Below are 25,171 nucleotides of genomic sequence, written 5' to 3' on the forward strand. Positions count from 1 at the left end.
TCCCGATGCTGATACGACGACTTCGCACGCCGCCATCTGGACGGCGGCTCCTGGAAGGAACTCCCGAAAGTGAAGCTTCAGCGCAAGAACCGGCTGCGCGCCCTTTCTCTCGGTGCTGTCGCCCTCACCGGCGCTCTCACCCTCACCGCGTGTGGGTCCGACGACACCACCGGTGGCGCGAGCGGCGACACCGGCGCGAAGACGCCGGCCGCCGGCAGCATCGACTGCGGCGACGCCAAGGGCCAGCTGCTGGCCGACGGCTCCTCCGCGCAGAAGAACGCGATCGACGCCTGGGTGAAGCAGTACCAGAGCGTCTGCAAGGACGTCGTCATCAACTACAAGGGCAGCGGCTCCGGCGCGGGCATCACCGCGTTCACCCAGGGCCAGGTCGCCTTCGCGGGCTCCGACTCGGCGCTGAAGCCCGAAGAGGTCACGGCCTCCAAGGAGATCTGCTCCGACGGTCAGGGCATCGACCTGCCGATGGTCGGCGGTCCGATCGCCGTCGGTTACAACGTCCCGGGTGTCGACAGCCTGGTCCTGGACGCCAAGACCCTCGCCCTGATCTTCGACAGCAAGATCACCAACTGGAACGACAAGGCCATCGCGGCGCTCAACCCCGACGCCGAGCTGCCCGACCTCAAGATCCAGGCCTTCCACCGCTCGGACGAGTCCGGCACCACGGACAACTTCACCAAGTACCTGATCGCCGCGGCCCCCGACAACTGGAAGTACGAGGGCGGCAAGGCCTGGCAGGCCAAGGGCGGCCAGTCCGCTCAGGGCTCCTCCGGTGTCGCGCAGGGCGTGAAGGAGACCAAGGGCGCGATCTCCTACATGGAGCTCTCCTACGCCAAGGACGGCATCAGCACGGTCGACGTCAAGACCGACGCCGCCGAGCCGGTCAAGGCGACCGTCGAGAACGCCACCAAGGCCATCTCCGAGGCCCAGGTCGTCGGCACGGGCAAGGACCTCGCGCTGAAGCTGAACTACAAGCCCTCCGCCGAGGGCGCCTACCCGATCACCCTCGTCACCTACGAGATCGTCTGTGACAAGGGCAACAAGGCGGACACCCTGCCCGCCACCAAGTCCTTCCTCACCTACATCGCGTCCGAGGACGGCCAGGCGCTGCTCTCCGAGGCCGGGTACGCCCCGATGCCCGAGGAGATCATCACCAAGGTCCGCACGACCATCTCGGAACTGAGCTGACCTGAGTGCGGCCCAGCCCCGACCGGGACTGGGCCGCACCGTCCGGTGCACCGCCGCCAGGAGCATCCCGCCACCGCGGGCGGCTCCGCCCCGAGCCGCCGTCCGTCCGGCGACGGCTCCGCAGACCGGAGAACCTGATGGACATATCGACCAAAGACACTCCCGCTCCCCCCACCCCACCGCCTTCCGAGACCGCCGAGCAGAAGCGCGCCGCACGCGGCGCGACCCGCCCCGGCGACCGGATCTTCCTCGGCCTGTCCCGCGGATCCGGCATCTTCCTGCTGGTGATCATGGCGGCCATCGCCGTGTTCCTCAGCTACCGTGCCGCGCTCGCGATCAGCAAGGACGAGGGCAACTTCTTCACCACCTTCGAGTGGAACCCCACCGGCAACCCGCCGGTCTTCGGCATCGCGGTCCTGGCCTTCGGCACGATCGTCTCGTCGGTCATCGCCATGGCCATCGCGGTCCCGGTCGCCGTCGGCATCGCCCTCTTCATCACGCACTACGCCCCGCGCAGGCTGGGTGGCCCCATCGCGTACGTGATCGACCTGCTCGCCGCCGTGCCGTCCATCGTGTACGGCCTGTGGGGCATCCTGGTCCTCGTACCGCAGCTCGACGGGCTCTACGGCTGGCTGAACGACTACCTCGGCTGGACCGGCATCCTCGAGTGGCAGGGCGGCGCCCCCCGCTCGATGCTCACCGTCGGCATCCTGCTCGCGATCATGATCCTGCCGATCATCACCAACGTGAGCCGTGAGGTCTTCCGCCAGGTCCCGCAGATGCAGGAAGAGGCCGCGCTGGCGCTCGGCGCCACCCGCTGGGAGGTCATCCGGATGTCGGTGCTGCCCTTCGGGCGCTCCGGTGTCATCTCCGCCTCGATGCTGGGCCTCGGCCGCGCGCTCGGCGAGACCATGGCCGTGGCGATGGTTCTGTCGTCCAGCTTCGAGATCAACCTCAGCCTGCTCGACCCGGGCGGCGGCACCTTCGCCCAGAACATCGCCAGCAAGTTCAGCGAGGCCACCGAGATGGGCCGGGACGCCCTCATCGCCTCCGGTCTGGTCCTGTTCGTCATCACCCTGCTGGTCAACGGCGCGGCCCGGCTGATCATCGCCCGCCGCAAGGAGTTCTCGGGGGCCAACGCATGAGCAACGCAACTCTCACCCCGAAGGGCCCGAGCAGCCTGCGCGCCGCGTCGCTGCCCAAGTGGTTCGCGTGGGCGGTCGCCGCCGGTTCGGTCGCGCTGGGCCTTGGCATCAGCGCCGTGGCCGGCCTCGAGAGCTCCATCCAGTGGGCCCTGATCGCCGGCATCCTCTTCGTCCTCGGCTCGTTCGTCATCGCCGCCCGCGTCGAGGGCAAGCGGCAGGCCAAGGACCGGGTGGCGACCAGCCTCGTCTGGGTCGCGTTCCTGCTCGCGGTGCTCCCGCTGGCCTCCCTCATCTGGGAGACCATCAGCCGCGGTGTGAAGGTCCTCGACGGCTACTTCCTCAGCCACTCGATGGGCGTCGTCTCCAACACCGAGCCCGGCGGCGGCATCTACCACGCCATCCTCGGCACCCTGGAGCAGGTCGGCATCGCCGCCGTCATCTCCGTGCCGATCGGTGTGCTGACCGCGATCTACCTGGTCGAGTACGGCCGCGGCAACCTCGCCAAGGCCGTCACCTTCTTCGTCGACGTCATGACGGGCATCCCGTCGATCGTCGCGGGTCTGTTCATCCTCAGTACCTGGATCCTGATCCTGGACATGGGCCCCTCCGGCTTCGCCGGCGCGATGGCGCTGACCATCCTGATGCTGCCGGTCGTCGTCCGCTCCACCGAGGAGATGCTCAAGCTCGTCCCGAACGAGCTGCGCGAGGCCTCGCTGGCGCTGGGCGTGCCGAAATGGCGCACCATCCTGAAAATCGTGCTGCCGACCGCCATCGGTGGTATCACGACAGGTGTGATGCTCGCGGTCGCCCGTATCGCCGGTGAGACCGCTCCGGTCCTGCTGCTGGTGTGGGGTTCGAGCTACATCAACGCGAACCCCTTCTCCGACCCCCAGGCCTCGCTGCCGATGTACATCTATCTGCAGTTCCAGCAGAGCGGCGGTTCCGGAGCGGCGTACGACCGTGCCTGGGCGGCGTCGCTGACGCTGATCGCCTTCATCATGATCCTGAACCTGGCGGCCCGCGGCATCGCCCGCTGGAAGGCGCCGAAGACCGGTCGCTGACGCGGCCATACAGCGACCAGTTCCCCCGCGAAAGAAGCAGTGATTCCCATGGCCAAGCGAATTGACGTCAGCGGCCTCAACGCCTACTACAGCTCCTTCCGAGCCATCGAGGACATCTCGATGGCCATCGAGCCCCGTACGGTGACGGCCTTCATCGGCCCCTCCGGCTGCGGCAAGTCCACGTTCCTGCGCACCCTGAACCGGATGCACGAGGTCACGCCGGGCGGCCGCGTCGAGGGCAAGGTCATGCTCGACGACGAGAACCTGTACGGCGCCGGGGTCGACCCGGTCTCCGTGCGGCGTGAGGTCGGCATGGTCTTCCAGCGTCCGAACCCGTTCCCCACGATGTCGATCTACGACAACGTGGCGGCGGGCCTGAAGCTGGTCGGCGGCAAGAAGAAGTCCGAGCTGGACGAGATCGTCGAGAAGTCCCTCAAGGGCGCGAACCTCTGGAACGAGGTCAAGGACCGCCTGAACAAGCCGGGTTCCGGGCTCTCCGGTGGTCAGCAGCAGCGGCTGTGCATCGCCCGTGCGATCGCGGTCGAGCCGAAGGTGCTGCTCATGGACGAGCCGTGCTCCGCGCTGGACCCGATCTCGACGCTCGCCATCGAGGACCTCATCGGTCAGCTGAAGGAGCGCTTCACGATCGTCATCGTGACGCACAACATGCAGCAGGCGGCGCGGGTCTCCGACCGTACGGCGTTCTTCAACCTCTCGGCGGTCGGGCAGCCCGGCAAGCTCATCGAGATAGACGACACGGAGCGGATCTTCTCCAACCCGTCCGTCCAGGCCACGGAGGACTACATCTCCGGGCGCTTCGGCTAGGCCGACGTCTCCAAGGAACCCCTCGCGGTGCTGCATGGCGGTGCCGCCGCGAGGTAGGTGAAGGGCCCGCCCCCGGCTCCCGGGGGCGGGCCCTTTCTCGTGGGGGGAGGGGGGCTCGGCAGGTGGGATTTCTCGCCCCCGCCGCCCCTACCCGTCCCATCCCTGGGGACCGCGCCCCAGACCCCCCACGGCTGAGTGGTCGGGTGCGGGTCCGGTGGGGCTTCTCGCGCAGTTCCCCGCGCCCCTGACGGGGCGCCCCTTGCAGGGGCTACAGGAAGGCCAGGTTCACGAGCCAGAAGCTCGTTGCCGCTACCAGGGCCGCGGCCGGCATCGTGATGAACCAGCCGAGGATGATGTTCTTGGCCACGCCCCAGCGGACGGCGTTGATGCGCTTGGTGGCGCCTACGCCCATGATCGCCGAGGTGATGATGTGGGTCGTGGAGATGGGGGCCTTGAAGATGAAGGCCGTGATGAACATGATCGACGCGCCGGTGGTCTCGGCGGCGAAGCCCTGGGGCGGGTCGAGTTCGATGATCTTCCGGCCCAGGGTGCGCATGATGCGCCAGCCGCCCGCGTAGGTGCCGAGCGAGAGCATGACCGCGCAGACGATCTTCACCCAGATCGGGATGGGGTCGCCGTAGTCCTCGACGTCCGCGATGACCAGGGCCATCACGACGATGCCCATCGTCTTCTGGGCGTCCTGGAGACCGTGGCCGAGGGCCATACCGGCCGCCGACACGGTCTGCGCTATGCGGAAACCGCGCTTGGCCTTGTGCGGGTTGGCACGGCGGAAGATCCACATGATGGCCGCCATCACCAGATAGCCGACGACCAGGCCGACCACCGGTGACACGAACATCGGGATGACGATCTTTTCGAGGACGCCGGACCAGTAGACCGTCGTACCGCCCGCGAGTGCCGCGCCCACCATGCCGCCGAACAGCGCGTGGGAGGAGGACGACGGGAGACCGAAGTACCAGGTGACGAGGTTCCAGGTGATCGCGCCGACGAGGGCCGCGAAGAGGATGCCCATCCCCTTGGAGCCCTCGGGGGTGGAGATCAGTCCCTCGCTGACCGTCTTGGCGACGCCGCTGCCGAGGAAGGCGCCGACGAGGTTCATGACCGCGGCCATGGCGAGGGCGGCGCGCGGTGTCAGCGCGCGCGTCGACACCGAGGTGGCGATCGCGTTCGCGGAGTCGTGGAAGCCGTTGGTGTACGTGAAGAAGAGCGCGACCCCGATGGTCACGACCAGGGCGAAGGTGTCCATGAAGGGGTCAGGACTCCTTGACGGCGATGGTCTCCACCGTGTTCGCCACGTGCTCGAACGCGTCCGCCGCCTCCTCCAGCACATCCACGATCTGCTTGAGCTTGAGGACCTCGATGGCCTCGTACTTGCCGTTGAAGAGCATGGCCAGCAGCTTGCGGTGGATCTGGTCGGCCTGGTTCTCCAGCCGGTTGACCTCGATCCAGTACTCGGTGAGGTTGTCCATCGTGCGGAGGTTCGGCATCGCCTCGGCGGTCAGCTCGGCGGCGCGCGAGAGGACCTCGATCTGCTGCTCGACGCCCTTGGGCAGTTCCTCGACGTTGTAGAGGACGACCAGGTCGACGGCCTCCTCCATGAAGTCCATGATGTCGTCGAGGGAGGACGCGAGGTTGTAGATGTCCTCGCGGTCGAAGGGCGTGATGAACGAGGAGTTCAGTTGGTGGAAGATCGCGTGTGTGGCGTCGTCACCGGCGTGTTCAGCGGCCCGCATACGCTCTGCGATCTCGGCCCGGCCGGCGGTGTCCGCCCCGAGCAGTTCCATGAGGAGTTTCGAGCCCGTGACGATGTTGTCCGCGGATGCGGCGAACATGTCGTAGAAGCTCGTCTCCCTGGGGGTCAGACGAAAGCGCACGTGGGGTCCTCGGTAAGCATTGGTTTCGGTCAGGCTGATGCTAGGCGCATCATCCGGCCACGGCTAATGGGCCGTCCCCCAGTGTCGCCCATCAGGCAGATTGACCGGCAGGGGGGCCGCCCGCAGGGCGTATACCCGCCAAAGTTCGATACCATATACCCGGTAGGGGTATATGTCTGGAGGCTGCGATGACGACCACAGGGGCCGGTGCCGAAGTGCCCTCCGCCGTAGACGGGGTGGAGCCCGGTGTCGTGACCGATCACGACCGTGGAATCCATGGGTACCACCACCAGAAGGACGAGCATCTCAAGCGTCTGCGGCGCATCGAGGGACAGATCCGTGGGCTTCAGCGAATGGTCGACGAGGACGTCTACTGCATCGACATACTCACCCAGGTCTCCGCCTCCACCAAGGCCCTGCAGTCCTTCGCGCTGCAGCTCCTCGAAGAACACCTGCGGCACTGCGTCGCCGACGCGGCTCTGAAGGGCGGCGCGGAGATCGACGCGAAGGTGGAGGAGGCCACGAAGGCGATCGGGCGGCTGCTGCGGACCTGAGGGTCAGGGGGCGGGGTGCGCCGGGGTCGGTTTTCGGCCACCGGGTGCGGTGTCCGGCGCGCCTGCCCGTCTACCGGCGGGGTTCGTCCTCGTGGGCGCGCTCTTCCCAGACGCGCAGGACCTCGTCGATGCGGTCGGGGCTGAGGCGGTCGCCGTCGGTGGTCGAGGCCGCGATGATGAGGTCGCCGCAGAGCTCGATCTCGGCGAGGGCCACGTGGTCCTGAACCGCCGTACCGCCTGCCGGAGCCACGCGCATCACCTCTTCTCTGCCGTCACCGACTCCTAGGGTAGGCAGCGGCCCACAGCCGGCGCATGGCACCAACGGACCATTTCCGGCCCCGTACTTTCCGCGCCGCCCCGGTCCTGCCCCTCCGCTCCACTCCTCCGCTCCAGGCCTCCGCTCTAGTCCTCCGCGATCTTCCCGGCGTAGATGTCCTCGGGCCTCGGCAGGCGTACGGCGACGGCGACCCCGAAGTCGTACAGCAGGGTCGTCGAGGCGACGGCGACGGAGCCCTGGCCGCCGCCGTTGACGAAGCTGAAGCGGTGGCGGACCTTGCGGACGCGGCCCTCGTCGTCGAGGTAGGCGTCGAAGGGGACGCGGGAGGTGGCGAAGCCCTCGGCGGCGGCGCGCAGGGGGGCCCGGTTGCCCTCGGAGGCCGCGCGGGAGGCCGTCAGCAGGTCGGCGGTGCCGCGGTAGTGCCGGACCGGGGTGCCGTCCACCTCGGTGTCGCCGACGAACCTCGCCGTCCGTGTTCCGCGCAGCACCTCGGCCGCGGCGAACGGGTCGGTGGCGCCGCCGGTGACCAGATTGCCGTCGGAGAGGGTGCCGGTGTCGACGCGGACCCATTTGTCGGCGGGGACGCCCGCGCCCCGGTTCTTCATGAACAGGGCGCCGGGGGCGAGGAGTTCGGTGATCGGGCGGTGTTCGCTGTGGCCGGCGGGGTCGTGCGGGAGCAGCACCTTGAGTCGGCCGAGCTGTCTGCCGTAGTCGTAGACGCCCTCGCCGTGGATGGTCACGCGGGTGCCGCCGGTGGCCATCTCCATCTCGGTACGGGCCTTGGAGCTGCCCGCGCGGACGAGAGTGGGGGCGGCGCGGCGCAGCAGGTCCACCGGGTCGGAGGGGAGGGAGTCGTCGTCGGTGCCCGAGCAGCCGGTGACACCGGCCGCGCCGACCATGAGTCCCGCCGCGACGAGTGCCGCGCCCGTTCTGCTGTGCCGCCGCGTCACCATCGCCTGCCGATCCCCTGCCGGGTTTGTGCCGGGTTTCTGTGGTCGTTTCGGATAACGAAGGGCGGGGGAGGGCGTCACGCCGGGAGGGTGCGGGGGGATGGGAGGGGCGCCTGAGAGCTCGGGGGTGATGGGTTGTATCGCGGCTGCGGGTGAGTGGGGCTTCTCGCGCCCACGCGGCGGAGCCGCACATCGATACAGCCCCGCGCCCCTGAGCCGGGGCTTCGCCCCCGATCACGGGTGGGGGTGCTTGCCTTGGGTAACGTTGTCGGTGTGGCGCATCAGGACGAGCCGATACCTCCGCAGCACCGTACGACCACCGTCGATCAGGGGCGCTTCTGTGTGGCGAGATGCAGCTGCGGCTGGCGTGGGCCGGCGAGACGGGCGCGGAGTCTGGCCCGGACGGACGCGGAGGGGCACTCGGCGGGCGGGGTGTGAGCGCGGGCCGGGGGCGTGTGCGGGTCAGGCGTGGCGGAGGGTCGCCAGGAACTCGTCGACCAGTTCCCGGTCGCGGGGCTGGGTGAGGCGGGCGCGGGCGGCGGCCGGGTCCAGCCAGAGGATCCGGTCCACCTCGTGGTTGGGCTCGAAGTGGCCCCCGGTGGCCTCGGCCGCCCAGTAACTCACCTGCTTGGCACGCCCGTTGACGAAGTAGTGGGTCGTCGGCAGCCGGGGTCCGGGCGCGCAGCGGTGGCCGGTCTCCTCCTCGACCTCGCGCAGCGCGCCGGCGAGGGGGTCCTCGCCGCGCTTCAGCTTGCCCTTGGGGTGCGACCAGTCGTCGTACTTGGGCCGGTGGACCAGGCAGATCCGCAGGTCCGAGCCGTCGGGCGAGCGGCGCCACAGGACGCAGCCCGCCGCCTGGACGACGGCGTCGGGGTTGCCGGTCACGACGTGCTCACCGCCTCCTTCTGCCAGGACTGCTGGAACGCGAACCGGGATGCCTCCACTTCGTGGCGCTGGTCGGCGTGGAGGACGCCGAGGGCGTAGGCCGTGGCCGGGGCGATCCGGGGGGTGCGGGCGGCGGCGGCCGCCGCGGAGGCCGCTTCGGAGGCGTCGCGGTGGCGGTTGAGGGCCTCGCCGGCCGTGAGGAGGCGGACGTCCACGGGGACGGCGCCCGGGTGCAGGACCTCCAGGGCGTAGCGGTGGAGGCGGAGCAGCAGCCGTACCTGGTGCCAGGGGGCGTCCTGGGGGTGGGGCGCGGTGTCCGGGGAGAGGCCGTGGATGAGGGCCTCGGCGTTGTAGGGGTGGCCGGCCGTGTGGAGGGGGAGGCCGGTGACCGCGTCGCGGAGGCGTTCGTGGGCGGCGGCGGCGAGGGGGCGGAGGTCCGCGGTGGGGGCGGTGGGGGTGAGGGGGACCTCGCTGGCGAGGACGGCGACGTTGTCCGCGACGGCGTGGAAGCGGGAGGAGCCGAGGGCTTGCAGGGCCGCCGAGTGGGCCCGGGTGCGGGCGAGGGTGAGCTGGCGGTCGAGGAGGGCGCCCGCCTTCGCCGCGCCCACGGTCAGGCTGCCGCGGTCCGGGGTTGCCGTGGGGCGGGAACCTGGGCCGGCGGTGCCGGGTTCCGCTGTGCCCACCCGTTCCGCCCCGGCGGAACGACTGCCCACAGCGGGGGCGGGGGCGGTGGAACGGCCACCGGCGGAGGCGGCGGCTGTGTTGGACCGGCCACCGGCGGAGGCGGTGGTCGTGGTGGCGCGGCCCCCGGCGGTCGTGGTGGTGCGGCTGCCGGGGGTGGCGGTCGTGGCCCGGCCCGTCGTGGTCGGCTGGGAACTGGCCGCGGCCGAGCCGGACTTGGGCGCCTGGGCCGGGAACGGTGTCGCGCCCGAGAGCCGGTTCAGGGCCGTCACCAGGCGGTCCAGACGGGCCGCGTACGCGTGCTCGCGGCCCAAGGTGCCCGACAGCCAGGCCAGTTCGGGGCGGAGGGACTCCGACCAGTCCGTGTCGAGCAGAGGCCGGAAGGTGTGCAGCGTGCCGCTGATCCGGCGGGCCGAGCGGCGCAGGGCCAGGGCCGCGTCGCCGGACTCCTCGGCTGCCGCCGCCGCGCCCCCACCGGTCTCGCGGTGGGTGCGCAGCGCGCGGAGGAACTCCGTGGCCTGGGCCCGCAGATAGCCGGCGACGGCATCGGCGGGTACGACCAAGGGGTCCGTGGGGTCAAGGTGTTGCTGTGCCACGCCGGCGCCTCCGGGCGTCAATGAGCATCTCCTGGACGTTGCGCAGGGGCTGGCCGTCCGCGTCGGTGGAGTGCCGGATCCACTCGCCGTCGGGACCGAGGTGCCAGGAGGAGGTCGTGTCGGACATACCGGTCTCCAGCAGGCGGTTGAGCGCCGCCCGGTGGGCCGGGTCGGTGACCCGGAGCAGGGCCTCGATCCGGCGGTCGAGATTGCGGTGCATCATGTCGGCGCTGCCGATCCACACCTCCGGCTCGCCGCCGTTGCCGAAGCCGAAGATCCGGGAGTGTTCGAGGAAGCGGCCGAGGACCGAGCGGACCCGGATGTTCTCCGACAGGCCTGGGACCCCGGGGCGGATGGCGCATATGCCGCGCACCCACACGTCGATCGGCACACCCGCCTGCGAGGCCCGGTACAGCGAGTCGATGAGTGCCTCGTCCACGATCGAGTTGACCTTGATACGGACGTGCGCGGGACGTCCGGCACGGTGGTGCTGGACCTCCTTGTTGACGCGGGCGATCAGCCCGTCGCGCAGGGACTTGGGCGCGACGAGGAGACGGCGGTAGGTCTCGCGGCGCGAGTAGCCGGAGAGCCGGTTGAAGAGGTCGGAGAGGTCCGCGCCGACCTGCGGGTCCGACGTGAGCACGCCGAGGTCCTCGTACAGCCGGGCCGTCTTCGGGTGGTAGTTGCCCGTACCGACGTGGCTGTAGCGGCGGAGGGTGTCGCCCTCCTGGCGGACCACCAGGGACAGCTTGCAGTGGGTCTTCAGACCGACCAGGCCGTAGACGACATGGCAGCCGGCCTCCTCCAGCTTGCGGGCCCACTTGATGTTGGCGTGCTCGTCGAAGCGGGCCTTGATCTCGACCAGGACGAGGACCTGCTTGCCGGCCTCGGCCGCGTCGATGAGCGCGTTGACTATGGGGGAGTCGCCGGACGTCCGGTACAGGGTCTGCTTGATCGCCAGGACGTCCGGGTCCTCGGCCGCCTGCTCCAGGAACGCCTGCACCGACGTCGAGAAGGAGTCGTACGGGTGGTGCAGCAGCACGTCCCGGTTGCGCAGCGCGGCGAATATGTCGGGCGCGGACGCCGACTCGACCTCGGCCAGATCGCGGTGGACGCCGGCGACGAACTTGCGGTACTTCAGCTCGGGCCGGTCCAGGGAGGCGATACGGAAGAGGCCGGTGAGGTCCAGGGGCCCGGTCAGCGGGTAGACCTCGGACTCCTTGATCTTCAGCTCGCGCACCAGCAGGTCCAGGACCTCCTGGTTGATGTTCTCCTCGACCTCCAGGCGCACCGGCGGCCCGAAGCGGCGCCGCATGAGCTCCTTCTCCAGGGCCTGGAGGAGGTTCTCGGCGTCGTCCTCCTCGACCTCCAGGTCCTCGTTGCGGGTGACCCGGAAGGCGTGGTGCTCCAGCACCTCCATGCCCGGGAACAGCTCCTCCAGATGGGCGCCGATCACGTCCTCCAGGGGGACGAACCGGCCCGGGGATGCCTCCAGGAAGCGGGACAGCAGCGGCGGGACCTTGACCCGGGCGAAGTGCGAGGTGCCCGTCACCGGGTTCTGGACGCGTACGGCCAGGTTCAGGGAGAGGCCCGAGATGTACGGGAAGGGGTGTGCCGGGTCGACGGCCAGCGGCGTCAGGACCGGGAAGATCTGGTGCCGGAAGAGCGTGAAGAGACGGGCCTGCTCCTTCTCGGCCAGTTCGCTCCAGCGGACCAGGTGCACGCCCTCCTCGGCCAGGGCCGGGGCGACGTCCTCGTGGAAGCAGGCGGCGTGCCGGGCCATCAGCTCGCGGGAGCGGGCCCAGATCATCTCCAGCACCTCGCGGGGCTGGAGGCCGGAGGCGGAGCGGGTGGCCACGCCGGTGGCGATACGGCGCTTCAGACCGGCCACGCGGACCATGAAGAACTCGTCGAGGTTGCTGGCGAAGATCGCCAGGAAGTTCGCTCGTTCGAGCAGGGGGGTGTTCGGGTCCTCGGCCAGTTCCAGGACGCGTTCGTTGAAGGCGAGCCAGCTGCGCTCCCGGTCGAGGAAGCGGCCCTGCGGCAGCTTCTCGCCGTCGTACTCCTCTTCCTCGTATCCGTCGAGGTCGGCGTCGATGTCGGGTTCGAGGTCGGACACCGCGGCCGACACCGTGTGCGGGCGGTGGCCGGTTATGGAGCCGACCGTCGGCTGCGCGTGCTGGACCTGGTCTGCCTGGGCGTTGGACTGGCTCATGGCACCATTCTTCCGCGCCGCGAGCATGACCGGCGCGTCGGACAGGGCCGGGGGGAGTGCCGGGGGGAGTGCCGGGACGGGCGCGGAGGCGTTCGCGGCGTCGTTCTCGGCGATGTCCGCGTCGATGCGCGCGACGACGTCGACGACCTCGGCGGTGTGGTGCGGGGCCACGGGCGCGGTCGCGTGAGGGCCGCTCCCCGCGCTCTTCCCGTTGCTTGGGCCGTTGCGTGGGGGAGGCGAGGGCTCGGGCACGACGGGGTTCATTGCGGAAGCGTCGCAAGGTCGTCTGAATGACTGGTTACAAGGACCTTACGTGCGGGATAGCGCGGGGAGGACCGCCGGTTCCGTGGAAGCGTTGCCGGTTCCGCGGAAGCACGTGTGGGGCTCCGGCGCACGCCGTATCGCCGTCGTGCTCCGTTCACCGGCCGTACGCCGTCGGCACGCCCCTCCCCCCGTAGGAGGGGCGTGCCTGTCCATGGCGGCGGCCGGTGATCGTCAGCGGGTGCGGCGGCCCAGCAGCCAGAAGGCTGCGGCGGTGGCGAGGACCGTGACGGCGAGGACGACGCCGGTGGCCGTGAGGTGCAGGGGCCAGAAGTCCGAGGGCGGCCGGGCTTCGATGTACTGGTCCGTGGCCCACAGGTCCTCGGTGTGCCGGTCGAGGTACAGGTGGAACCAGACCATGAAGCCGAGGGCCACGCCGAGCGCCGGCAGCGCGCGCTTCAGGGCGAGGCCCGCCAGGGCGCCCACCGCCAGCGCGCACAGGGCGTACGCCACGAGCAGGGGGCCCCGGTTCACCATCGGGTCGGGGTAGTACCACTCGTCGCCCATGACGCTCCGGTCCGCTCCCCAGGCGGAGCGGTAGAGCAGCACCAGGACGGTGGTGCCGAGGACGAGCAGCGCGGCGGGCACCGTCAGTTTGACGACGAGCCACCGGACCGGGGTGACCGACTGGGTCCAGGACAGCTGGGCCGTGCCCCGCTCCAGCTCGCGGCCGGTCAGCGCGGCCCCTGCCCAGGCGGCCACGCCGTAACTCAGGTACGAGACGAGCGTGCCGATCATGCTCATGTCCGTGCTGTACGACATCGCGGACTCGATGTCGACGCACCCGCCGCGCCTGCTGCACGAGGCGCTCTCCCGCCATATCCCGTCCAGAGCGACGATCCGCAGCCAGAGCATCCAGCCCGCCATGCCCAGGACGTACGCGCCCCACACCAGCAGGGCCGAGCGGTGCAGCCGCAGCACGGCCCAGAGCGGGCCGCGCGGGCGGAGGCCTCGGCGGGCGGCGGGGGTGGCGGGAGTGGCCATGGTGGTCATGCGCCGCCTCCCGTACGCGGTGACGTGCCGCCTCCCGTAAGGCGCCGCAGCAGGTGGAAGGAGGCCAGGACCAGGAGGGCGGTGGCGGTGAGGAGGATGGCGGTCTCGACCAGTTGGAGGGGCCAGAAGTGGGAGGAGGGGTGGAAGTCGGCGTAGAAGGAGACGGCGTCGGCCCTGCCACAGGAGTCGTCCGTGCAGGCCACGTCCGAGACGCGCTCGCCGGTCGCGGTGACGAAGCCGCGGTCGACCAGCTCGCCCGTCCAGTCCCGTTCCGCGGTCTTGGAGACCAGGGTCTCGACCGGCCACAGCAGATGGCGGTTGGTCTGGAGCGCGATCGTGAGGACGGCGGTGCCCAGCAGGCCGGCGGCGAGCGCGGGCAGGGAGCGGCGGAGCAGCAGGCCCGCGAAGACGCCGAGGGCCAGACCGAACAGGGCGCAGGCCGTGGCGACGGTGCCGTTGGCCGGGAAGGTCGTGGACTGGAACCAGTCCCTCGTCCCGAGCGCCCGCCGCAGGTCGGCGTCCGACGACCACAGCAGGCGGTGCAGCAGGGTCAGCAGGACCGTCCCCGAGACGATCAGGGCGGCCGGGACGGCGAGCTTGGCCGCCAGCCAGCGGGCCGGGGTGACGGACTGGGTCCAGGACAGCCGGGCGGTGCCGCTCTCCAGCTCGCGGCCGATCAGGGCGCCGCCGGCCCAGGCGCCGATCAGGACCGGAGCGACGGCGAGGACGGCGGTGCCGAAGGTGACGGCCCGGTCGTACAGGGTGTAGGCCGGGCCGACCTCGCAGTAGTCGGAGCTCGCGCAGTCGCCGGCCCGGTACTCGGCCCAGGCGGCGTCCACCCCGGGTCCGGCGGCCCACAGGAGCGCGGCGGCGGTCAGCAGCACCAGCAGCCCCCAGAACCACAGGGCGGACCGGTGCACGCGGAGCACGGCCCGGATCAGTCCCCGGGTCGGGCTCATCGGCGGGGCCGGCTCCCCGGAGCGGGCGCCCTCGACGGTCTCGACGGTCGTGATGCTCATACGGCGGCCTCCCGCGACTCGGCTCCGTCGGTCTCGCCGGCGGGGTCGCCGGGGTCGCTCCCGGCTTCGCCGGCCTCGCCACCTGCATCGCCCTCGTCGCCCTCGTCGTCGACGGTGAGGGCCGGGGCCTGAGGTGCCCTCAGGTGGGCGAGGACCAGTTCCTCCAGGGTCGGGTCGGCGGTCTGCCAGCCGGGGGCGACGGTGCCCCGTGGGCGGATCAGCGCGGTGAGCTGACGCCCCGTCGTGCGGGACTCGACGACGGTGTGCGGGGCGAGGTCGCCGACCGGGCCGGTGACCAGGGTGTGCGCGGCGAGGATCCCGTCCAGCGGGCCCGCGAGCCGGACGCGTCCGGCGCCCAGCAGGAACAAGTGGTCGCAGGAACCCTCCAGTTCGGCCACCACGTGCGAGGACATGACCACCGTGGTGCCGTGCTCCACGGCGTCCGCGAGCAGCGTGCCCATCAGCTCGTGCCGGGCGAGCGGGTCGAGGTCGGCCATCGGCTCGTCCAGCAGCAGCAGTTCGGGCCGCTTGCCGAGGGCCAGGGCGAGCGCGACCCGGGTGCGCTGGCCGCCGGAGAGGGAGCGGATCTTGGCGTCCCGGCTCAGCCCGCCCGCGTCCACCACCCGCTCGGCGGCGGCCGCGTCCCAGCGCCGGGGGTTCAGCTCGTGGCCCAGCCGCAGGGTCTCGGCGACGGTCAGCTGCGGATACAGGGGCTTGTCCTGGGCGACGTACGCGATGCGCTCGCGGGCCTCCACCGGGGTCGTCCCCAGTACGCGGACGGTGCCCTCGGTGGGGGAGAGCAGCCCGGCCGCGTGGGCCAGGAGCGTCGACTTGCCCGCGCCGTTCGGCCCGACGAGCGCGCACACCCGTCCCCTCGGCAGGCGCAGCGTGCAGTCGCGCAGTGCCCAGCCCCCTTGCCGCCACCCGAACTTCTTGCCGAGCGCGGCCGCCTCCATGGCGGTCCCGGTCATGCCTCGTCCCCCTGATCTTTCCCGTCCAGCCGGTCCAGCTGGTCCTTCGTGAAGTGTTCGTCCAGGACGGAGGTGAAGAGCGCCTCCACATCGTCCCGTTCGAGTCCGGTCTCACGGGCCCGGACGGCCCATGCGCCCAGCTCGGCCCGCAGCGGGGAGTCGACGGGCGTGGCGCCCAGTGACTTCCGTACGAACGTGCCGAGGCCGCGGCGGGCCTCGACCAGGCCCTCGCGCTCCAGCTCGCGGTAGGCCTTCAGCACCGTGTTCGGGTTGATCGCGGTGGCCTCCACGACCTCGCGGGCCGTGGGGAGCTTGTCGCCGGGCTCCAACAGGCCCAGCCGCAGGGCCTGTTTGGTCTGGTGGACGATCTGCATATAGGTGGCGACACCGCTGCGCCGGTCGATGCGGTACTCGACCACTCGGACAACCACCCTTTCACTAATTGAGTAGTGAAAGGGTGGTGCAAGAGAGGGGGCGGTGTCAACAACACCGCCCCCAGCCTGTGGACAAGTCCTGGTTCCGGAGGCTATGTCTCCGAGCGGTACATCAGGTCCGTCTCGTACGTCACGAATCCCAGGCGTTCGTACACGGTCACCGCCGCCTTGTTGTCGGCGTCGACGTAGAGCATCGCCGTGGGCAGGCCCTGCGCGGCGAGGTGGCGCAGGCCGATCGTGGTGAGGGCCTTGCCGAGGCCGCCGCCCTGGGCGCCGGGGCGGACACCGACGACGTACACCTCGCCGAGCTGCTCGGCGGCGTGTGCCTTCGTCCAGTGGAAGCCGATCAGTTCCTCGCCCCGGTGGGCCAGGAAGAAGCCCGCCGGGTCGAACCAGGGTTCGGCCTTGCGGTCGTCGAGGTCGCGCTGGGTGAGGGAGCCCTGTTCGGGGTGGTGGGCGAACGCCTCCGCGTTCGCGGCGAGCCAGGCCGCGTCGTCCTCGCCGGGAACGAAGGCGCGGACGGTGACGCCGTCGGGGAGCACCGGCTCGGGCGGGTCGAAATCGGCCAGCGAGCGGCGCATCTGGCGGAGTTCGCGGAACAGGGTGAGGCCGAGGACCTGGGCGAGATGGCGGGCGGCGGAGTGGCCGCCGTGCGCCCAGACGCGCAGCCGCTTGCCGGACTCGGCGAGCAGGGCGGAGCCGAGCGCCCTGCCGTGGCCGTGGCCCCGGTGGGAGGGGTGGACGACCAGCTCGGCGGCGGGGGCCTCGATGGGGTCGGTGTCCTCCAGCTGGGCGTAGCCGACCAGGTCCTCGCCGACGCTGAGGAGGAGGTGGCGTACGCCGTCGCGGGGGCCGCCGCGGAGTTGGAGGCGGCCTTGCTCGGACACGGCCTGTTGGCCGTCGACCTGGGCGGACTCGTCGAGGAGGGTGAGTACGGCCGTCTTCTGGTCGGGAGTCAGGTCCAGGCTTGTCTCGATGCGGCGCGCTCCGCTGGGCTGGGCCGTGTCGTCGCTGGTCATGGGTACGAGGTTAGCTCCGCAGGGGGGCGCCCAGGGGGTGGGTGGTTCTGGCGTCGCGCGGGCGCGGCTTGAATATGGCTGGTCGCGCCCCGCGGCGGAGCCGCAGCTGTCACAGCCCCGCGCCCCTTTGGGGCGCACCTATGTGCCCTTTCGTGCCAAGTCCTCCTCGATGGCAATCAGGTCGTAACCAGGAACCCCCTGTCGCGCTACGCGCGTTGACCCTACGCTTCGGGCCGACGGGGCCTGTTCTTACGTTTCTCTCGTTTCTCTTACTCCTCACGAGCCCAGGGGGGCACATGTCAGCCACACCCCAAGCGCAGCGCCGCAGAAGCCGCCGCAACCGGGTCCTCGCCGCCGCGGCCGGCCTGGCGACCGTCGGGGCGCTGGCCGCCGCGATCCCGGCGAACGCCGGTGAGTCGAAGTCGGAACCCGGCAAGGACAAGCCGGGCCGGTACCAGGACGTGCAGCTGCTGTCGTTCAACGACCTGCACGGCAACCTGGAGCCGCCGGCCGGTTCCTCGGGCCGGGTCACGCATCTGCACGAGGACGGCACCACCGAGACGATCAACGCCGGTGGTGTCGAGTACCTGGCCACGCACCTGCGCGAGGCCCGCCGGGCCGACGACTACACGATCACCGCCGCCGCCGGTGACATGGTCGGTGCCTCCCCGCTGATCTCGGGCCTGTTCCACGACGAGCCCACCATCGAGGCGCTGAACGGGCTCGACCTCGATGTGACGAGCGTCGGCAACCACGAGTTCGACGAGGGCGCCAAGGAACTGGCCCGCCTGCAGAAGGGCGGCTGCCACCCGACCGACGGCTGCTACGTCAAGGGCAAGAAGTTCAAGGGCGCCGACTTCCCGTACCTCGCGGCGAACGTCATCGAGGACAAGACCAAGAAGCCGCTTCTGAAGCCCTACTGGGTGTGGAAGAAGAACGGCGTCAAGGTCGGCTTCATCGGTGTGACGCTGGAGGACACCCCGGGTGTCGTCTCCGCCGAGGGCGTCAAGGGCCTGACCTTCAAGGACGAGGTCAAGACGATCAACAAGTACGCCAAGGAGCTGGAGCGCCAGGGCGTCAAGTCGGTCGTCGCGCTGATCCACGAGGGCGGTGCCCCCGCCTCCACCTCGTACAACTACGACTGCGACTCGCCCGGCGCGGGTGACGGCATCTCCGGTCCGATCGTCGACATCGCCAAGAACATCACGTCGAGGGTCGACGCCGTCGTCACCGGGCACACGCACGCCGCGTACGCCTGCACGATCAACGACCCGGCGGGCAAGCCGCGCATGGTCACCTCGGCCGCGTCCTTCGGCCGCCTCTACACCGACACGACGCTGACGTACGACCGCCGGACCGGCGACATCGCCCGTACGGCCGTGGATTCCGCGAACCACGTGGTCACCCGGGACGTCGAGAAGGCCGCCGACATGACGGCCCTCATCAGCAGGTGGAACACCCTCGCCGCCCCCATCGGCAACCGCGCCATCGGCTACATATCCGCCGACGTGCCCAACGCCGGCACCGAGTCCCCGATGGGTGACCTGATCGCCGACGCGCAGTACTGGTACGGCAAGACGCTCGACCCCGAGGTCGACCTCGCACTGATGAACCCCGGCGGTGTGCGCGCGCCGCTCACCTACGCGGCCAAGGGCACCGAGGGCGACGGCGTGGTGACCTACGCCGAGGGCTTCACCGTCCAGCCGTTCTCCAACACGGTCAACCTCCAGAACTTCACGGGCGCTCAGCTCATCTCGGTTCTGAAGGAGCAGGTCAGCGGTTCGAACACCGCCGCGCCGAAGGTGCTGCTGCCGTCGTCCGGGCTGACGTACACGCTCGACCTGAAGAAGACCGGCGCGGACCGGATCGTCGTGGACACCATCAAGCTCAACGGCGCGGCCATCGACCCGGCCGCCACGTACCGGGTCGCGACCAACAGCTTCCTCGCGGGCGGCGGCGACGGCTTCCCGACGCTGGGCCAGGGCACGAACGACCTGGTCGGCGGAGACGACCTCGCCGCACTTGAGCAGTACCTGCTGGCCAACTCCTCGGCCACCAGCCCGATCGCACCGCCGGCGGCCAACCGGATCACGATCGTCAACTAGTCACATCGGACCGCTTCGGCCGGATCGTGTGAAGCCGTCCGTTCACCGCCCCGCGCCCCCGGACCATCGGGGGCGCGGGGTGTTTCACGTCTCCCGCCGTCACGTCCCCGACGGGCTTCCACAGCGGGATCACGGATCTCGATCGAGCAGGCTCAGGTACGTGCCGAGGTGGGCCGCCGCGTCGAGCATGGCGACGCCCCGCGCGGTCAGTCTCCGCCGCCAGTCGTCCAGGGCGTCCGAGAGGGCGTCGGTGCCGCCGGCCGTCCGGATCCGCCGGACCACGGTGGCGATGTGGTCGAGGGGGTGGCCGCCGCGCCGGAGGAGGTGGGCCAGTTCGGCGTCGCGGATGTCGGTCGCGCCGTAGACGCGGTATCCGGTGAGCGGGTCTCGGGCGGGGGCGAGGATGCCCGCGGCTTCCCAGGCGCGGAGGGTCGCGGGGGTGACCCGGAGCCGGTGGGCGAGTTCGCCGATGGTGCGCCCGTCGGCACGCGCCGACCGGTCCCGGGCGGGCGCGGTCCCCGCCTCCGCCATCAGGTGGTCCAGCGCGTTGCGTACCGCGTCGAGGGTCTCCCGGTCGCGGAGCGACTGGCTGTGGCCGAGGTCGATGATCGCCAGGGCGTCGTCGAGGGCGTCCGCGTGGAGGGCGCGCATGATCTGTCCGGCTGATGTGTGGCCGTAGGCGGGGACGAGGGCGAGGAAGGCGCGGAGGGCCGCCGCGTGTGTCTCGGTGTAGATCCGGTAGCCGCTCGCCGTGCGCTCGGCGGGCGGGATGAACCCGTCGCGCTCGTAGTTGCGGACGGCCTGGGTCGAGAGGCCGTGCTCGCGGGCGAGGTCGAAGGGGCGCAAGGTGACCACCGTTTTGAGACTTCGGGGGATGTGGTGAGGGTAGATAGCGGGGCATGACTCTCCAAGCCTCAACCGATCCTTCAAGGATACGATCGAGGCTCATGAGTCAGGACATTCGAGACTTCGTGACCCCGTCGTGCGACCTGCTGGCCCTCGGCGAACCGACGCACACCGATCCGGCCTTCCCCCGCGTCCGCAACGAACTGTTCGCCCGACTCGTCGACCAGGGCTTCCGTTCGATCGCCCTGGAAACCGATCGCGTCCCCGCGTTCGCCGTCGACGACCACGTCCGGGAGGGGGCCGGTGACTTCGACGAGGTGATGAGCGCAGGCATCGCGTTCGGCCGTGGCGAACTCGCCCCCAACCGGCAACTGGTCACCTGGATGCGCGAGTACAACCGGACCCGCCCGCCGGAGGAACGCCTCGCCTTCCACGGCTTCGACGCCGAGATGGAGAACATGAGCGCGCCCAGCCCGCGCCGGTACCTGGAACACGCCCGCGGGTACCTGGCCCGCCCGTACCTGACCCGCGAGGAAGACCCCGCCTCGGCCCCCACCCCCACCCCCACCCTCGCTCTGAACGTCCCCACCCTCGCTCTGACCACCGCCTCCGCCGCCGACCTCGCGGACCTCGCCGGTGACGACGAACGCTGGAGCCGTACGGAGGCGGTCCTGGACCCCGCGATGTCGATCGGTGCCACGCCAGAGGCGGAGACGCTCCGCTGTCTCGCGGACGACATGCTCACCGAGTTCCACGCTCGCGCGCCGGAACTGATCGCGGCGACCTCGCGGGCCGCGTGGTTCAGGGCGAAGGCCCATCTCACGGCCGGTCTGGGCCTGTTGCGCTACCACCGGCAGCTGGCGCGCCCGGCCGAGGAGGACGTCCGGATATCCCGCCTCCTCGCCACCCGGGACGCCCTCATGGCCGAGAACCTCCTCGACATCCGCGCCATCGAGGCGGACCGAGGCCCCACCCTGGTCTTCGCCCACACCCTCCACCTCCAACAAGGCCCCAGCCACATGCGCATGCGCGATCTGGACCTCGACTGGCACGGCGCCGGCGCCATCCTGGCGTCGCTGGTGGGCGAGCGGTACGCCTTCGTCGCGGCGGGCGACCTGGGCCATGGGTGATCGCTGACGGCCCGGAGCCGCCCGGCCCGATGGCGCTGCTCAGGGCCATCGGGCAGCATGCTCCCGTGCTGCTCCCCGATATGGATGGGCGGCTCGATGCCCTCGTCGGCCGTGATGCGCTGCCCGAGTAGGCGCGTCGAGTCAGTGCGGTCCAGCGACTCCAAGGGGCCGCGCATCCTGTACTTCGACGAGGGCCATGGCCGGCTCGTCCATGGCTTCCAGCGGCGCGTTCCCTACACCGCTTCCGGCGGAGGAGTGGCCGCCCCCGGCAGCCGCACCGTCGCCAGTGTGCCGCCGTCGTCCGGGCGGGACAACGACACCTCGCCGCCCGCCTGTTCGACCGTGCGGGCCACGATGGACAGGCCCAGGCCCGAGCCCGGGAGGGACCTCGCGCTGGGGGAGCGCCAGAAGCGGTCGAAGACGTGGGGGAGTTCGTCGGCGGGGATGCCGGGGCCGTGGTCGCGGACCGTGAGGGTGCCTTCGGACAGTGAGACCTCGATCGTGCCGGACTCCGGGCTGAACTTCACCGCGTTGTCGAGGATGTTGACGATCGCCCGTTCCAGGGCGGACGGCTCGGAGCGTACGTACCAGGGCCCCAGGTCCGCCGTGATCGTCAGCTCGGGGCCGCGCAGCCGGGCCCGGCGCAGGGCCGCCTCCACCGTCTCCTGGAAGTCGACCACCTGGAGGTGACGGCCTCCCTGCTGGCCCGACTCCGAGCGCGACAGCTCCTGCAGATCGCCTATCAGCGAGGCCAGTTCGGTCATCTGGGCCTTCACCGAGGCGAGCAGGGCCTTGCGGTCCTCCGCCGGGATCGGGCGGCCCGTCTCCTCGCTGCGGGTGAGGAGTTCGATGTTCGTACGGAGGGAGGTGAGGGGGGTGCGGAGTTCGTGGCCGGCGTCCGCGATGAGTTGTTGTTGCAGTTCGCGGGAGTTCGCGAGGGCGCTCGTCATGGAGTTGAAGGAGCGGGAGAGGCGGGCGATCTCGTCCTCGCTCTTCTCCTCCACCGGGATACGGATGCCCAGGTCCTCGGTGCGCGCGACGTGCTCGACGGCTTCCGTGAGCTTGTCGACCGGTCGGAGGCCCGCGCGGGCCACGGCCAGCCCAGCGGCCCCGGCCCCGACGACTCCGATGCCGGAGACGATGAGGAGGATGAGGGCGAGGTCGTTGAGGGTCGACTGGGTGCCCTTGAGGGGAAGCGCGGCGACGATCGCCGCGTTGGACGTCTCCCCGGTGGTCCGGTCGGTGAGGGTCACCGGTGTGGTCATGATCCGTACGTCGACACCCTCGGAGTCGGTGCCGTTGCGATACAGGGTGAGATCACGGCGCGTGTCGCTGACGATCTCCTCGTCGTCCTGGCTGACGTTCACCAGGCCCGCGGAGAAGGGCAGGACACAGGGCGTTCCGTCCTCCAGGATCACTTGGAAGTACGTGTTCTGGGGGCCCTGGCGGCCGTCGTTCTCCGCCGGGACCTGCGTGCATGCGTTGACCGCCTGTTCGGCCGCGTTCCGCATCATCCCCATGCCCACGGACTTCTTCAGATCATCGTTGAGCTGGTCGTACAGCTTCCCCTGCACGATGAACCAACACGTCACCGACACCGCCGCCACCGCGAACGCCACCGCCGCCGCGACCAGCATCGACAGCCGGGTCCGGATCGGCAGGGACCGGTAGCGGCTCAGGAGCCTCTTCATTCCGCGCCGCCCTGGCGCAGGACGTACCCGACGCCCCGCACGGTGTGCACGAGCCGGGGCTCGCCGCCCGCCTCGGTCTTGCGGCGCAGATACATGACGTACACGTCCAGGGAGTTGGAGGACGGCTCGAAGTCGAAGCCCCAGACCGCCTTCAGGATCTGCTCGCGGGTGAGGACCTGGCGCGGGTGCGCCATGAACATCTCCAGGAGCGTGAACTCCGTACGGGTCAGCTCCACCGGCCGCCCACCCCGCCTGACCTCCCGCGTCGCCAGATCCATCCGCAGGTCCGCGAAGGTGAGCGCCTCGTCCACCTCGGCGGTGCCGGCCGCCGCGGCGGCGTACGTGCTGCGGCGCAGCAGCGCGCGGACGCGGGCGAAGAGTTCGTCCAGCTCGAACGGCTTGACCAGGTAGTCGTCCGCGCCCGCGTCGAGGCCGGTGACACGGTCGCCGACCGTGTCGCGGGCCGTGAGCATCAGGATCGGGGTCGTGTCGCCCGCGCCGCGGATCCGGCGGGCGGCGGTCAGCCCGTCCATGCGCGGCATCTGGACGTCGAGGATCACCAGGTCCGGCCGGTACGCGGTCGCCTTCTCCAGCGCGTCCGCGCCGTCGACGGCGACCTCGGTGCCGTAGCCCTCGAAGGCGAGGCTGCGCTTCAGGGCGTCGCGCACCGCCGGCTCGTCGTCGACGATGAGGATGCGCTGGGGTTCGGGGGCGCCTTCGGCGGGGCTCATGTTGGTTTTCGTTCCTCGGGTGCGGTGGACTACAGGGCCGGGGCGCCGTAGGGGTTCTGGTGCGTCGCCGTGCGCGGGTGCGTTGTGGCCGGTCGCGCAGTTCCCCGCGCCCCTGAAGGGGCGCGCGCGGTGTCGCCCTAGCCTTGCACGTCGCCCCGGTCGCGCAGAAGACGCGAAGAATCAGCCGCGAACCGTACGACGGTGCGGTCGTGCCGCCGTGCCGCGGCGGGCCGGGGCGTGGGCGGTGGCCGCCACCTCGGGGGCCCGGAGCACCGGCGGGTGCAGTTCGGCCGCCACCGCGAGGGCGAGACCCAGTCCGGCCGGGTCGCCGGCGGTTGCGACGGTGTGGGAGACCTGCGTGATCATGTCGAACTCCTTGGACTCAGCGGGACGGGAGGGGAACTACCTGGTCGGCGGGCCGGGCCTCAGTCCGAGCCGCCCGCCCGCAGTGTGCTCAGGTCGGCCTTGACCGTGTTGATCGGGATGGCGAAGCCGAGGCCGACGCTGCCGGCGCTGGACGAGGTGGCGTCGGCGGCGGAGTACATCGCGGAGTTGATGCCGATGATGTTGCCGTTCATGTCGATGAGGGCGCCGCCGGAGTTGCCGGGGTTGAGGGAGGCGTCGGTCTGGAGGGCCTTGTACGTGGTCGTGGAGGAGCCGGTGTCACCGTTGAACTCCTGGCCGCCGAACTCGAACGGCCACTGCCCGCCGTCCTGCTGTTGCTGCTGCTGGCCCTGGCTCTCGTCCGTCGAGACCGTCACATCACGGTCGAGGGCGGAGACGATGCCGCTGGTCACCGTGCCGGTGAGGCCCTCGGGGGAGCCGATCGCCACGACCTGGTCGCCGACCTTGACGCCGGCGGAGTCGCCGAGGGTGGCGGCCTTCATCCCGGAGGCGTCCCGCAGCTTGATGAGGGCCAGGTCCTTCTTGCTGTCGGTGCCGACGACCTCGGCCGTGTAGGACTTGCCGTCGCTGGTCGTCACCTTGATCTGGGAGGCACCGGAGATCACATGGTTGTTGGTGATGATCTCGCCGTCGCTGGTGATGATCACACCGGAACCGGTGGACTCACCCGCGTTCGAGCTGGCGCTGATCTCCACGATGCTGGGGCTGACCGCCGTGGCGACCCCGGAGACGGTGCCCTTCTGGCTGGTGGGCACCACGCTGGTGCTGGTGGAGCTGGAGGCCACGGTGTCCGTACCGGTCAGCTCCTGGATGCCGTACGCCGTACCGCCACCGATCGCCGCCGCGACGAACGCCACGGCCGCCAGCAGCGCGATCGGCCCCCGGGCACGCTTGCGCGGAGCGGCCCCGGCGGACTCCGGCCCGGCGGCGGAGGAGACCGGCTCGCTGAGGAGCGCGGTGGGAGCGGCGTGCGAGGCGTGCGCCGAGGACCCCGCCGGGTCGTACGCCGGCGGGGGCGGCCACTCCGGGTTCACCGGGGGCACCGGAGGCACCGGGGCGGGGGCCTGCTGCTGGAGGTACGCGGGCTGCTGCGGGGTCTCGCCCTGGGCGTACCCGGACTGCTGCTGCTGGTCACCCTGGTAGGGGTTCTCGTACTCGCCGCTGCGGCGGAAGCTCTCGGTCATGACTCAGAGCCTGCCGCCCGACCATGAGACGTTCC

General features: G+C 70.7%; 24 protein-coding genes. 7 read left to right on the top strand and 17 right to left on the bottom strand.

The window, feature by feature from the left end:
• The first annotated feature begins 69 nt into the window (after positions 1 to 69).
• The 4 genes from pstS (at position 70) to pstB (ending at position 4,234) form a co-directional block, all read left to right on the top strand.
• Positions 70 to 1,203, top strand: coding sequence for a phosphate ABC transporter substrate-binding protein PstS (gene pstS, locus ABT147_RS40860; RefSeq protein WP_351416174.1), 1,134 nt, complete (start codon positions 70 to 72; stop codon positions 1,201 to 1,203).
• A 137-nt stretch (positions 1,204 to 1,340) separates the two neighbouring features.
• Positions 1,341 to 2,348 (top strand): phosphate ABC transporter permease subunit PstC, encoded by a 1,008-nt coding sequence (gene pstC / locus ABT147_RS40865; RefSeq protein ID WP_351416177.1) that lies wholly within the window; start codon positions 1,341 to 1,343, stop codon positions 2,346 to 2,348.
• Entirely contained in the window at positions 2,345 to 3,409 is a 1,065-nt protein-coding gene (gene pstA / locus ABT147_RS40870) for a phosphate ABC transporter permease PstA (RefSeq protein ID WP_351416179.1), read from the top strand. Before pstC ends, pstA begins: the two co-directional genes overlap by 4 nt.
• A 48-nt stretch (positions 3,410 to 3,457) precedes the next feature.
• Complete coding sequence (gene pstB, locus ABT147_RS40875) at positions 3,458 to 4,234, top strand: phosphate ABC transporter ATP-binding protein PstB (RefSeq protein ID WP_351416182.1); 777 nt, start codon at positions 3,458 to 3,460, stop codon at positions 4,232 to 4,234.
• A gap of 268 nt (positions 4,235 to 4,502) precedes the next feature.
• Here the strand turns inward: pstB and ABT147_RS40880 are convergent, their stop codons facing one another.
• Positions 4,503 to 5,501 carry an inorganic phosphate transporter gene (locus tag ABT147_RS40880; protein ID WP_351416184.1) on the bottom strand — a complete coding sequence of 333 codons (999 nt, stop codon included), beginning with the start codon at positions 5,499 to 5,501 and terminating at the stop codon, positions 4,503 to 4,505.
• Positions 5,502 to 5,508: 7 nt separating this feature from the next.
• Positions 5,509 to 6,129 carry a DUF47 domain-containing protein gene (locus ABT147_RS40885; protein WP_351416186.1) on the bottom strand — a complete coding sequence of 207 codons (621 nt, stop codon included), beginning with the start codon at positions 6,127 to 6,129 and terminating at the stop codon, positions 5,509 to 5,511.
• Between the two features lie 188 nt (positions 6,130 to 6,317).
• Here ABT147_RS40885 and ABT147_RS40890 point away from each other — a divergent pair, with 188 nt between their 5' ends.
• Positions 6,318 to 6,683 carry a metal-sensitive transcriptional regulator gene (locus ABT147_RS40890; protein ID WP_037688248.1) on the top strand — a complete coding sequence of 122 codons (366 nt, stop codon included), beginning with the start codon at positions 6,318 to 6,320 and terminating at the stop codon, positions 6,681 to 6,683.
• A gap of 70 nt (positions 6,684 to 6,753) precedes the next feature.
• Here ABT147_RS40890 and ABT147_RS40895 read toward each other — a convergent pair whose 3' ends face one another.
• The 10 genes from ABT147_RS40895 to mshD form a co-directional block, all read right to left on the bottom strand.
• A complete protein-coding gene (locus ABT147_RS40895) occupies positions 6,754 to 6,939 on the bottom strand; it encodes a hypothetical protein (RefSeq protein WP_351416189.1) in 186 nt (61 codons plus the stop codon).
• A gap of 146 nt (positions 6,940 to 7,085) precedes the next feature.
• Entirely contained in the window at positions 7,086 to 7,913 is an 828-nt protein-coding gene (locus tag ABT147_RS40900; RefSeq protein ID WP_351416191.1) for an SCO4651 family lipoprotein, read from the bottom strand.
• Between the two features lie 459 nt (positions 7,914 to 8,372).
• Positions 8,373 to 8,795, bottom strand: coding sequence for an NUDIX hydrolase (locus ABT147_RS40905; RefSeq protein ID WP_351416194.1), 423 nt, complete (start codon positions 8,793 to 8,795; stop codon positions 8,373 to 8,375).
• A complete protein-coding gene (locus tag ABT147_RS40910) occupies positions 8,792 to 10,072 on the bottom strand; it encodes a CHAD domain-containing protein (RefSeq protein WP_351416196.1) in 1,281 nt (426 codons plus the stop codon). The genes ABT147_RS40905 and ABT147_RS40910 overlap by 4 nt, the downstream gene beginning before the upstream one ends.
• The gene (locus ABT147_RS40915) at positions 10,053 to 12,287 is read right to left on the bottom strand and encodes an RNA degradosome polyphosphate kinase (RefSeq protein WP_351416242.1); all 2,235 of its coding nucleotides are present in this window, start codon (positions 12,285 to 12,287) and stop codon (positions 10,053 to 10,055) included. The genes ABT147_RS40910 and ABT147_RS40915 overlap by 20 nt, the downstream gene beginning before the upstream one ends.
• Before the next feature lie 495 nt (positions 12,288 to 12,782).
• Entirely contained in the window at positions 12,783 to 13,601 is an 819-nt protein-coding gene (locus ABT147_RS40920) for an ABC-2 membrane transporter-related protein (RefSeq protein ID WP_351416199.1), read from the bottom strand.
• The gene (locus tag ABT147_RS40925; RefSeq protein WP_351416201.1) at positions 13,598 to 14,620 is read right to left on the bottom strand and encodes an ABC-2 membrane transporter-related protein; all 1,023 of its coding nucleotides are present in this window, start codon (positions 14,618 to 14,620) and stop codon (positions 13,598 to 13,600) included. Before ABT147_RS40925 ends, ABT147_RS40920 begins: the two co-directional genes overlap by 4 nt.
• Positions 14,617 to 15,591 carry an ABC transporter ATP-binding protein gene (locus ABT147_RS40930; protein ID WP_351416203.1) on the bottom strand — a complete coding sequence of 325 codons (975 nt, stop codon included), beginning with the start codon at positions 15,589 to 15,591 and terminating at the stop codon, positions 14,617 to 14,619. The genes ABT147_RS40925 and ABT147_RS40930 overlap by 4 nt, the downstream gene beginning before the upstream one ends.
• Positions 15,588 to 16,010 (bottom strand): GntR family transcriptional regulator, encoded by a 423-nt coding sequence (locus tag ABT147_RS40935; RefSeq protein ID WP_351416244.1) that lies wholly within the window; start codon positions 16,008 to 16,010, stop codon positions 15,588 to 15,590. The genes ABT147_RS40930 and ABT147_RS40935 overlap by 4 nt, the downstream gene beginning before the upstream one ends.
• Before the next feature lie 107 nt (positions 16,011 to 16,117).
• Entirely contained in the window at positions 16,118 to 17,044 is a 927-nt protein-coding gene (mshD, locus tag ABT147_RS40940; protein WP_351416206.1) for a mycothiol synthase, read from the bottom strand.
• A gap of 296 nt (positions 17,045 to 17,340) precedes the next feature.
• Between mshD and ABT147_RS40945 the strand changes: the two genes are divergently transcribed.
• On the top strand, positions 17,341 to 19,149 hold the full coding sequence (locus ABT147_RS40945; protein WP_351416208.1) for a bifunctional metallophosphatase/5'-nucleotidase: 1,809 nt from the start codon (positions 17,341 to 17,343) through the stop codon (positions 19,147 to 19,149).
• Positions 19,150 to 19,278: 129 nt separating this feature from the next.
• Here ABT147_RS40945 and ABT147_RS40950 read toward each other — a convergent pair whose 3' ends face one another.
• A complete protein-coding gene (locus tag ABT147_RS40950) occupies positions 19,279 to 20,004 on the bottom strand; it encodes a TioE family transcriptional regulator (protein WP_351416210.1) in 726 nt (241 codons plus the stop codon).
• 92 nt (positions 20,005 to 20,096) lie between these two features.
• Here ABT147_RS40950 and ABT147_RS40955 point away from each other — a divergent pair, with 92 nt between their 5' ends.
• Complete coding sequence (locus ABT147_RS40955) at positions 20,097 to 21,125, top strand: erythromycin esterase family protein (RefSeq protein ID WP_351416212.1); 1,029 nt, start codon at positions 20,097 to 20,099, stop codon at positions 21,123 to 21,125.
• Positions 21,126 to 21,358: 233 nt separating this feature from the next.
• On the opposite strand, the gene ABT147_RS40960 is transcribed toward ABT147_RS40955, so the two are convergent.
• The 4 genes from ABT147_RS40960 to ABT147_RS40975 form a co-directional block, all read right to left on the bottom strand.
• The gene (locus ABT147_RS40960; RefSeq protein WP_351416214.1) at positions 21,359 to 22,816 is read right to left on the bottom strand and encodes a HAMP domain-containing sensor histidine kinase; all 1,458 of its coding nucleotides are present in this window, start codon (positions 22,814 to 22,816) and stop codon (positions 21,359 to 21,361) included.
• Entirely contained in the window at positions 22,813 to 23,547 is a 735-nt protein-coding gene (locus ABT147_RS40965) for a response regulator transcription factor (protein WP_351416217.1), read from the bottom strand. The genes ABT147_RS40960 and ABT147_RS40965 overlap by 4 nt, the downstream gene beginning before the upstream one ends.
• Positions 23,548 to 23,727: 180 nt before the next feature.
• The gene (locus tag ABT147_RS40970) at positions 23,728 to 23,913 is read right to left on the bottom strand and encodes a hypothetical protein (RefSeq protein WP_351416219.1); all 186 of its coding nucleotides are present in this window, start codon (positions 23,911 to 23,913) and stop codon (positions 23,728 to 23,730) included.
• 59 nt (positions 23,914 to 23,972) lie between these two features.
• Positions 23,973 to 25,136 (bottom strand): S1C family serine protease, encoded by a 1,164-nt coding sequence (locus ABT147_RS40975; protein WP_351416222.1) that lies wholly within the window; start codon positions 25,134 to 25,136, stop codon positions 23,973 to 23,975.
• Positions 25,137 to 25,171: the final 35 nt, after the last annotated feature.

This window comes from Streptomyces sp. NPDC001868 (genome assembly GCF_040297125.1).
In the GTDB taxonomy this organism is placed as follows: domain Bacteria; phylum Actinomycetota; class Actinomycetes; order Streptomycetales; family Streptomycetaceae; genus Streptomyces.

Excerpts from the sequence above, each read along its gene's own strand:
- pstC (WP_351416177.1), top strand. The coding sequence starts at position 1,341 with ATGGACATATCGACCAAAGACACTCCCGCTCCCCCCACCCCACCGCCT.
- pstA (WP_351416179.1), top strand. The coding sequence starts at position 2,345 with ATGAGCAACGCAACTCTCACCCCGAAGGGCCCGAGCAGCCTGCGCGCC.
- pstB (WP_351416182.1), top strand. The coding sequence starts at position 3,458 with ATGGCCAAGCGAATTGACGTCAGCGGCCTCAACGCCTACTACAGCTCC.
- ABT147_RS40880 (WP_351416184.1), bottom strand. The coding sequence starts at position 5,501 with ATGGACACCTTCGCCCTGGTCGTGACCATCGGGGTCGCGCTCTTCTTC.
- ABT147_RS40890 (WP_037688248.1), top strand. The coding sequence starts at position 6,318 with ATGACGACCACAGGGGCCGGTGCCGAAGTGCCCTCCGCCGTAGACGGG.
- ABT147_RS40895 (WP_351416189.1), bottom strand. The coding sequence starts at position 6,939 with ATGCGCGTGGCTCCGGCAGGCGGTACGGCGGTTCAGGACCACGTGGCC.
- ABT147_RS40900 (WP_351416191.1), bottom strand. The coding sequence starts at position 7,913 with ATGGTGACGCGGCGGCACAGCAGAACGGGCGCGGCACTCGTCGCGGCG.
- ABT147_RS40915 (WP_351416242.1), bottom strand. The coding sequence starts at position 12,287 with ATGAGCCAGTCCAACGCCCAGGCAGACCAGGTCCAGCACGCGCAGCCG.
- ABT147_RS40920 (WP_351416199.1), bottom strand. The coding sequence starts at position 13,601 with ATGACCACCATGGCCACTCCCGCCACCCCCGCCGCCCGCCGAGGCCTC.
- ABT147_RS40925 (WP_351416201.1), bottom strand. The coding sequence starts at position 14,620 with ATGAGCATCACGACCGTCGAGACCGTCGAGGGCGCCCGCTCCGGGGAG.
- ABT147_RS40930 (WP_351416203.1), bottom strand. The coding sequence starts at position 15,591 with ATGACCGGGACCGCCATGGAGGCGGCCGCGCTCGGCAAGAAGTTCGGG.
- mshD (WP_351416206.1), bottom strand. The coding sequence starts at position 17,044 with ATGACCAGCGACGACACGGCCCAGCCCAGCGGAGCGCGCCGCATCGAG.
- ABT147_RS40945 (WP_351416208.1), top strand. The coding sequence starts at position 17,341 with ATGTCAGCCACACCCCAAGCGCAGCGCCGCAGAAGCCGCCGCAACCGG.
- ABT147_RS40955 (WP_351416212.1), top strand. The coding sequence starts at position 20,097 with ATGAGTCAGGACATTCGAGACTTCGTGACCCCGTCGTGCGACCTGCTG.
- ABT147_RS40960 (WP_351416214.1), bottom strand. The coding sequence starts at position 22,816 with ATGAAGAGGCTCCTGAGCCGCTACCGGTCCCTGCCGATCCGGACCCGG.
- ABT147_RS40965 (WP_351416217.1), bottom strand. The coding sequence starts at position 23,547 with ATGAGCCCCGCCGAAGGCGCCCCCGAACCCCAGCGCATCCTCATCGTC.
- ABT147_RS40970 (WP_351416219.1), bottom strand. The coding sequence starts at position 23,913 with ATGATCACGCAGGTCTCCCACACCGTCGCAACCGCCGGCGACCCGGCC.
- ABT147_RS40975 (WP_351416222.1), bottom strand. The coding sequence starts at position 25,136 with ATGACCGAGAGCTTCCGCCGCAGCGGCGAGTACGAGAACCCCTACCAG.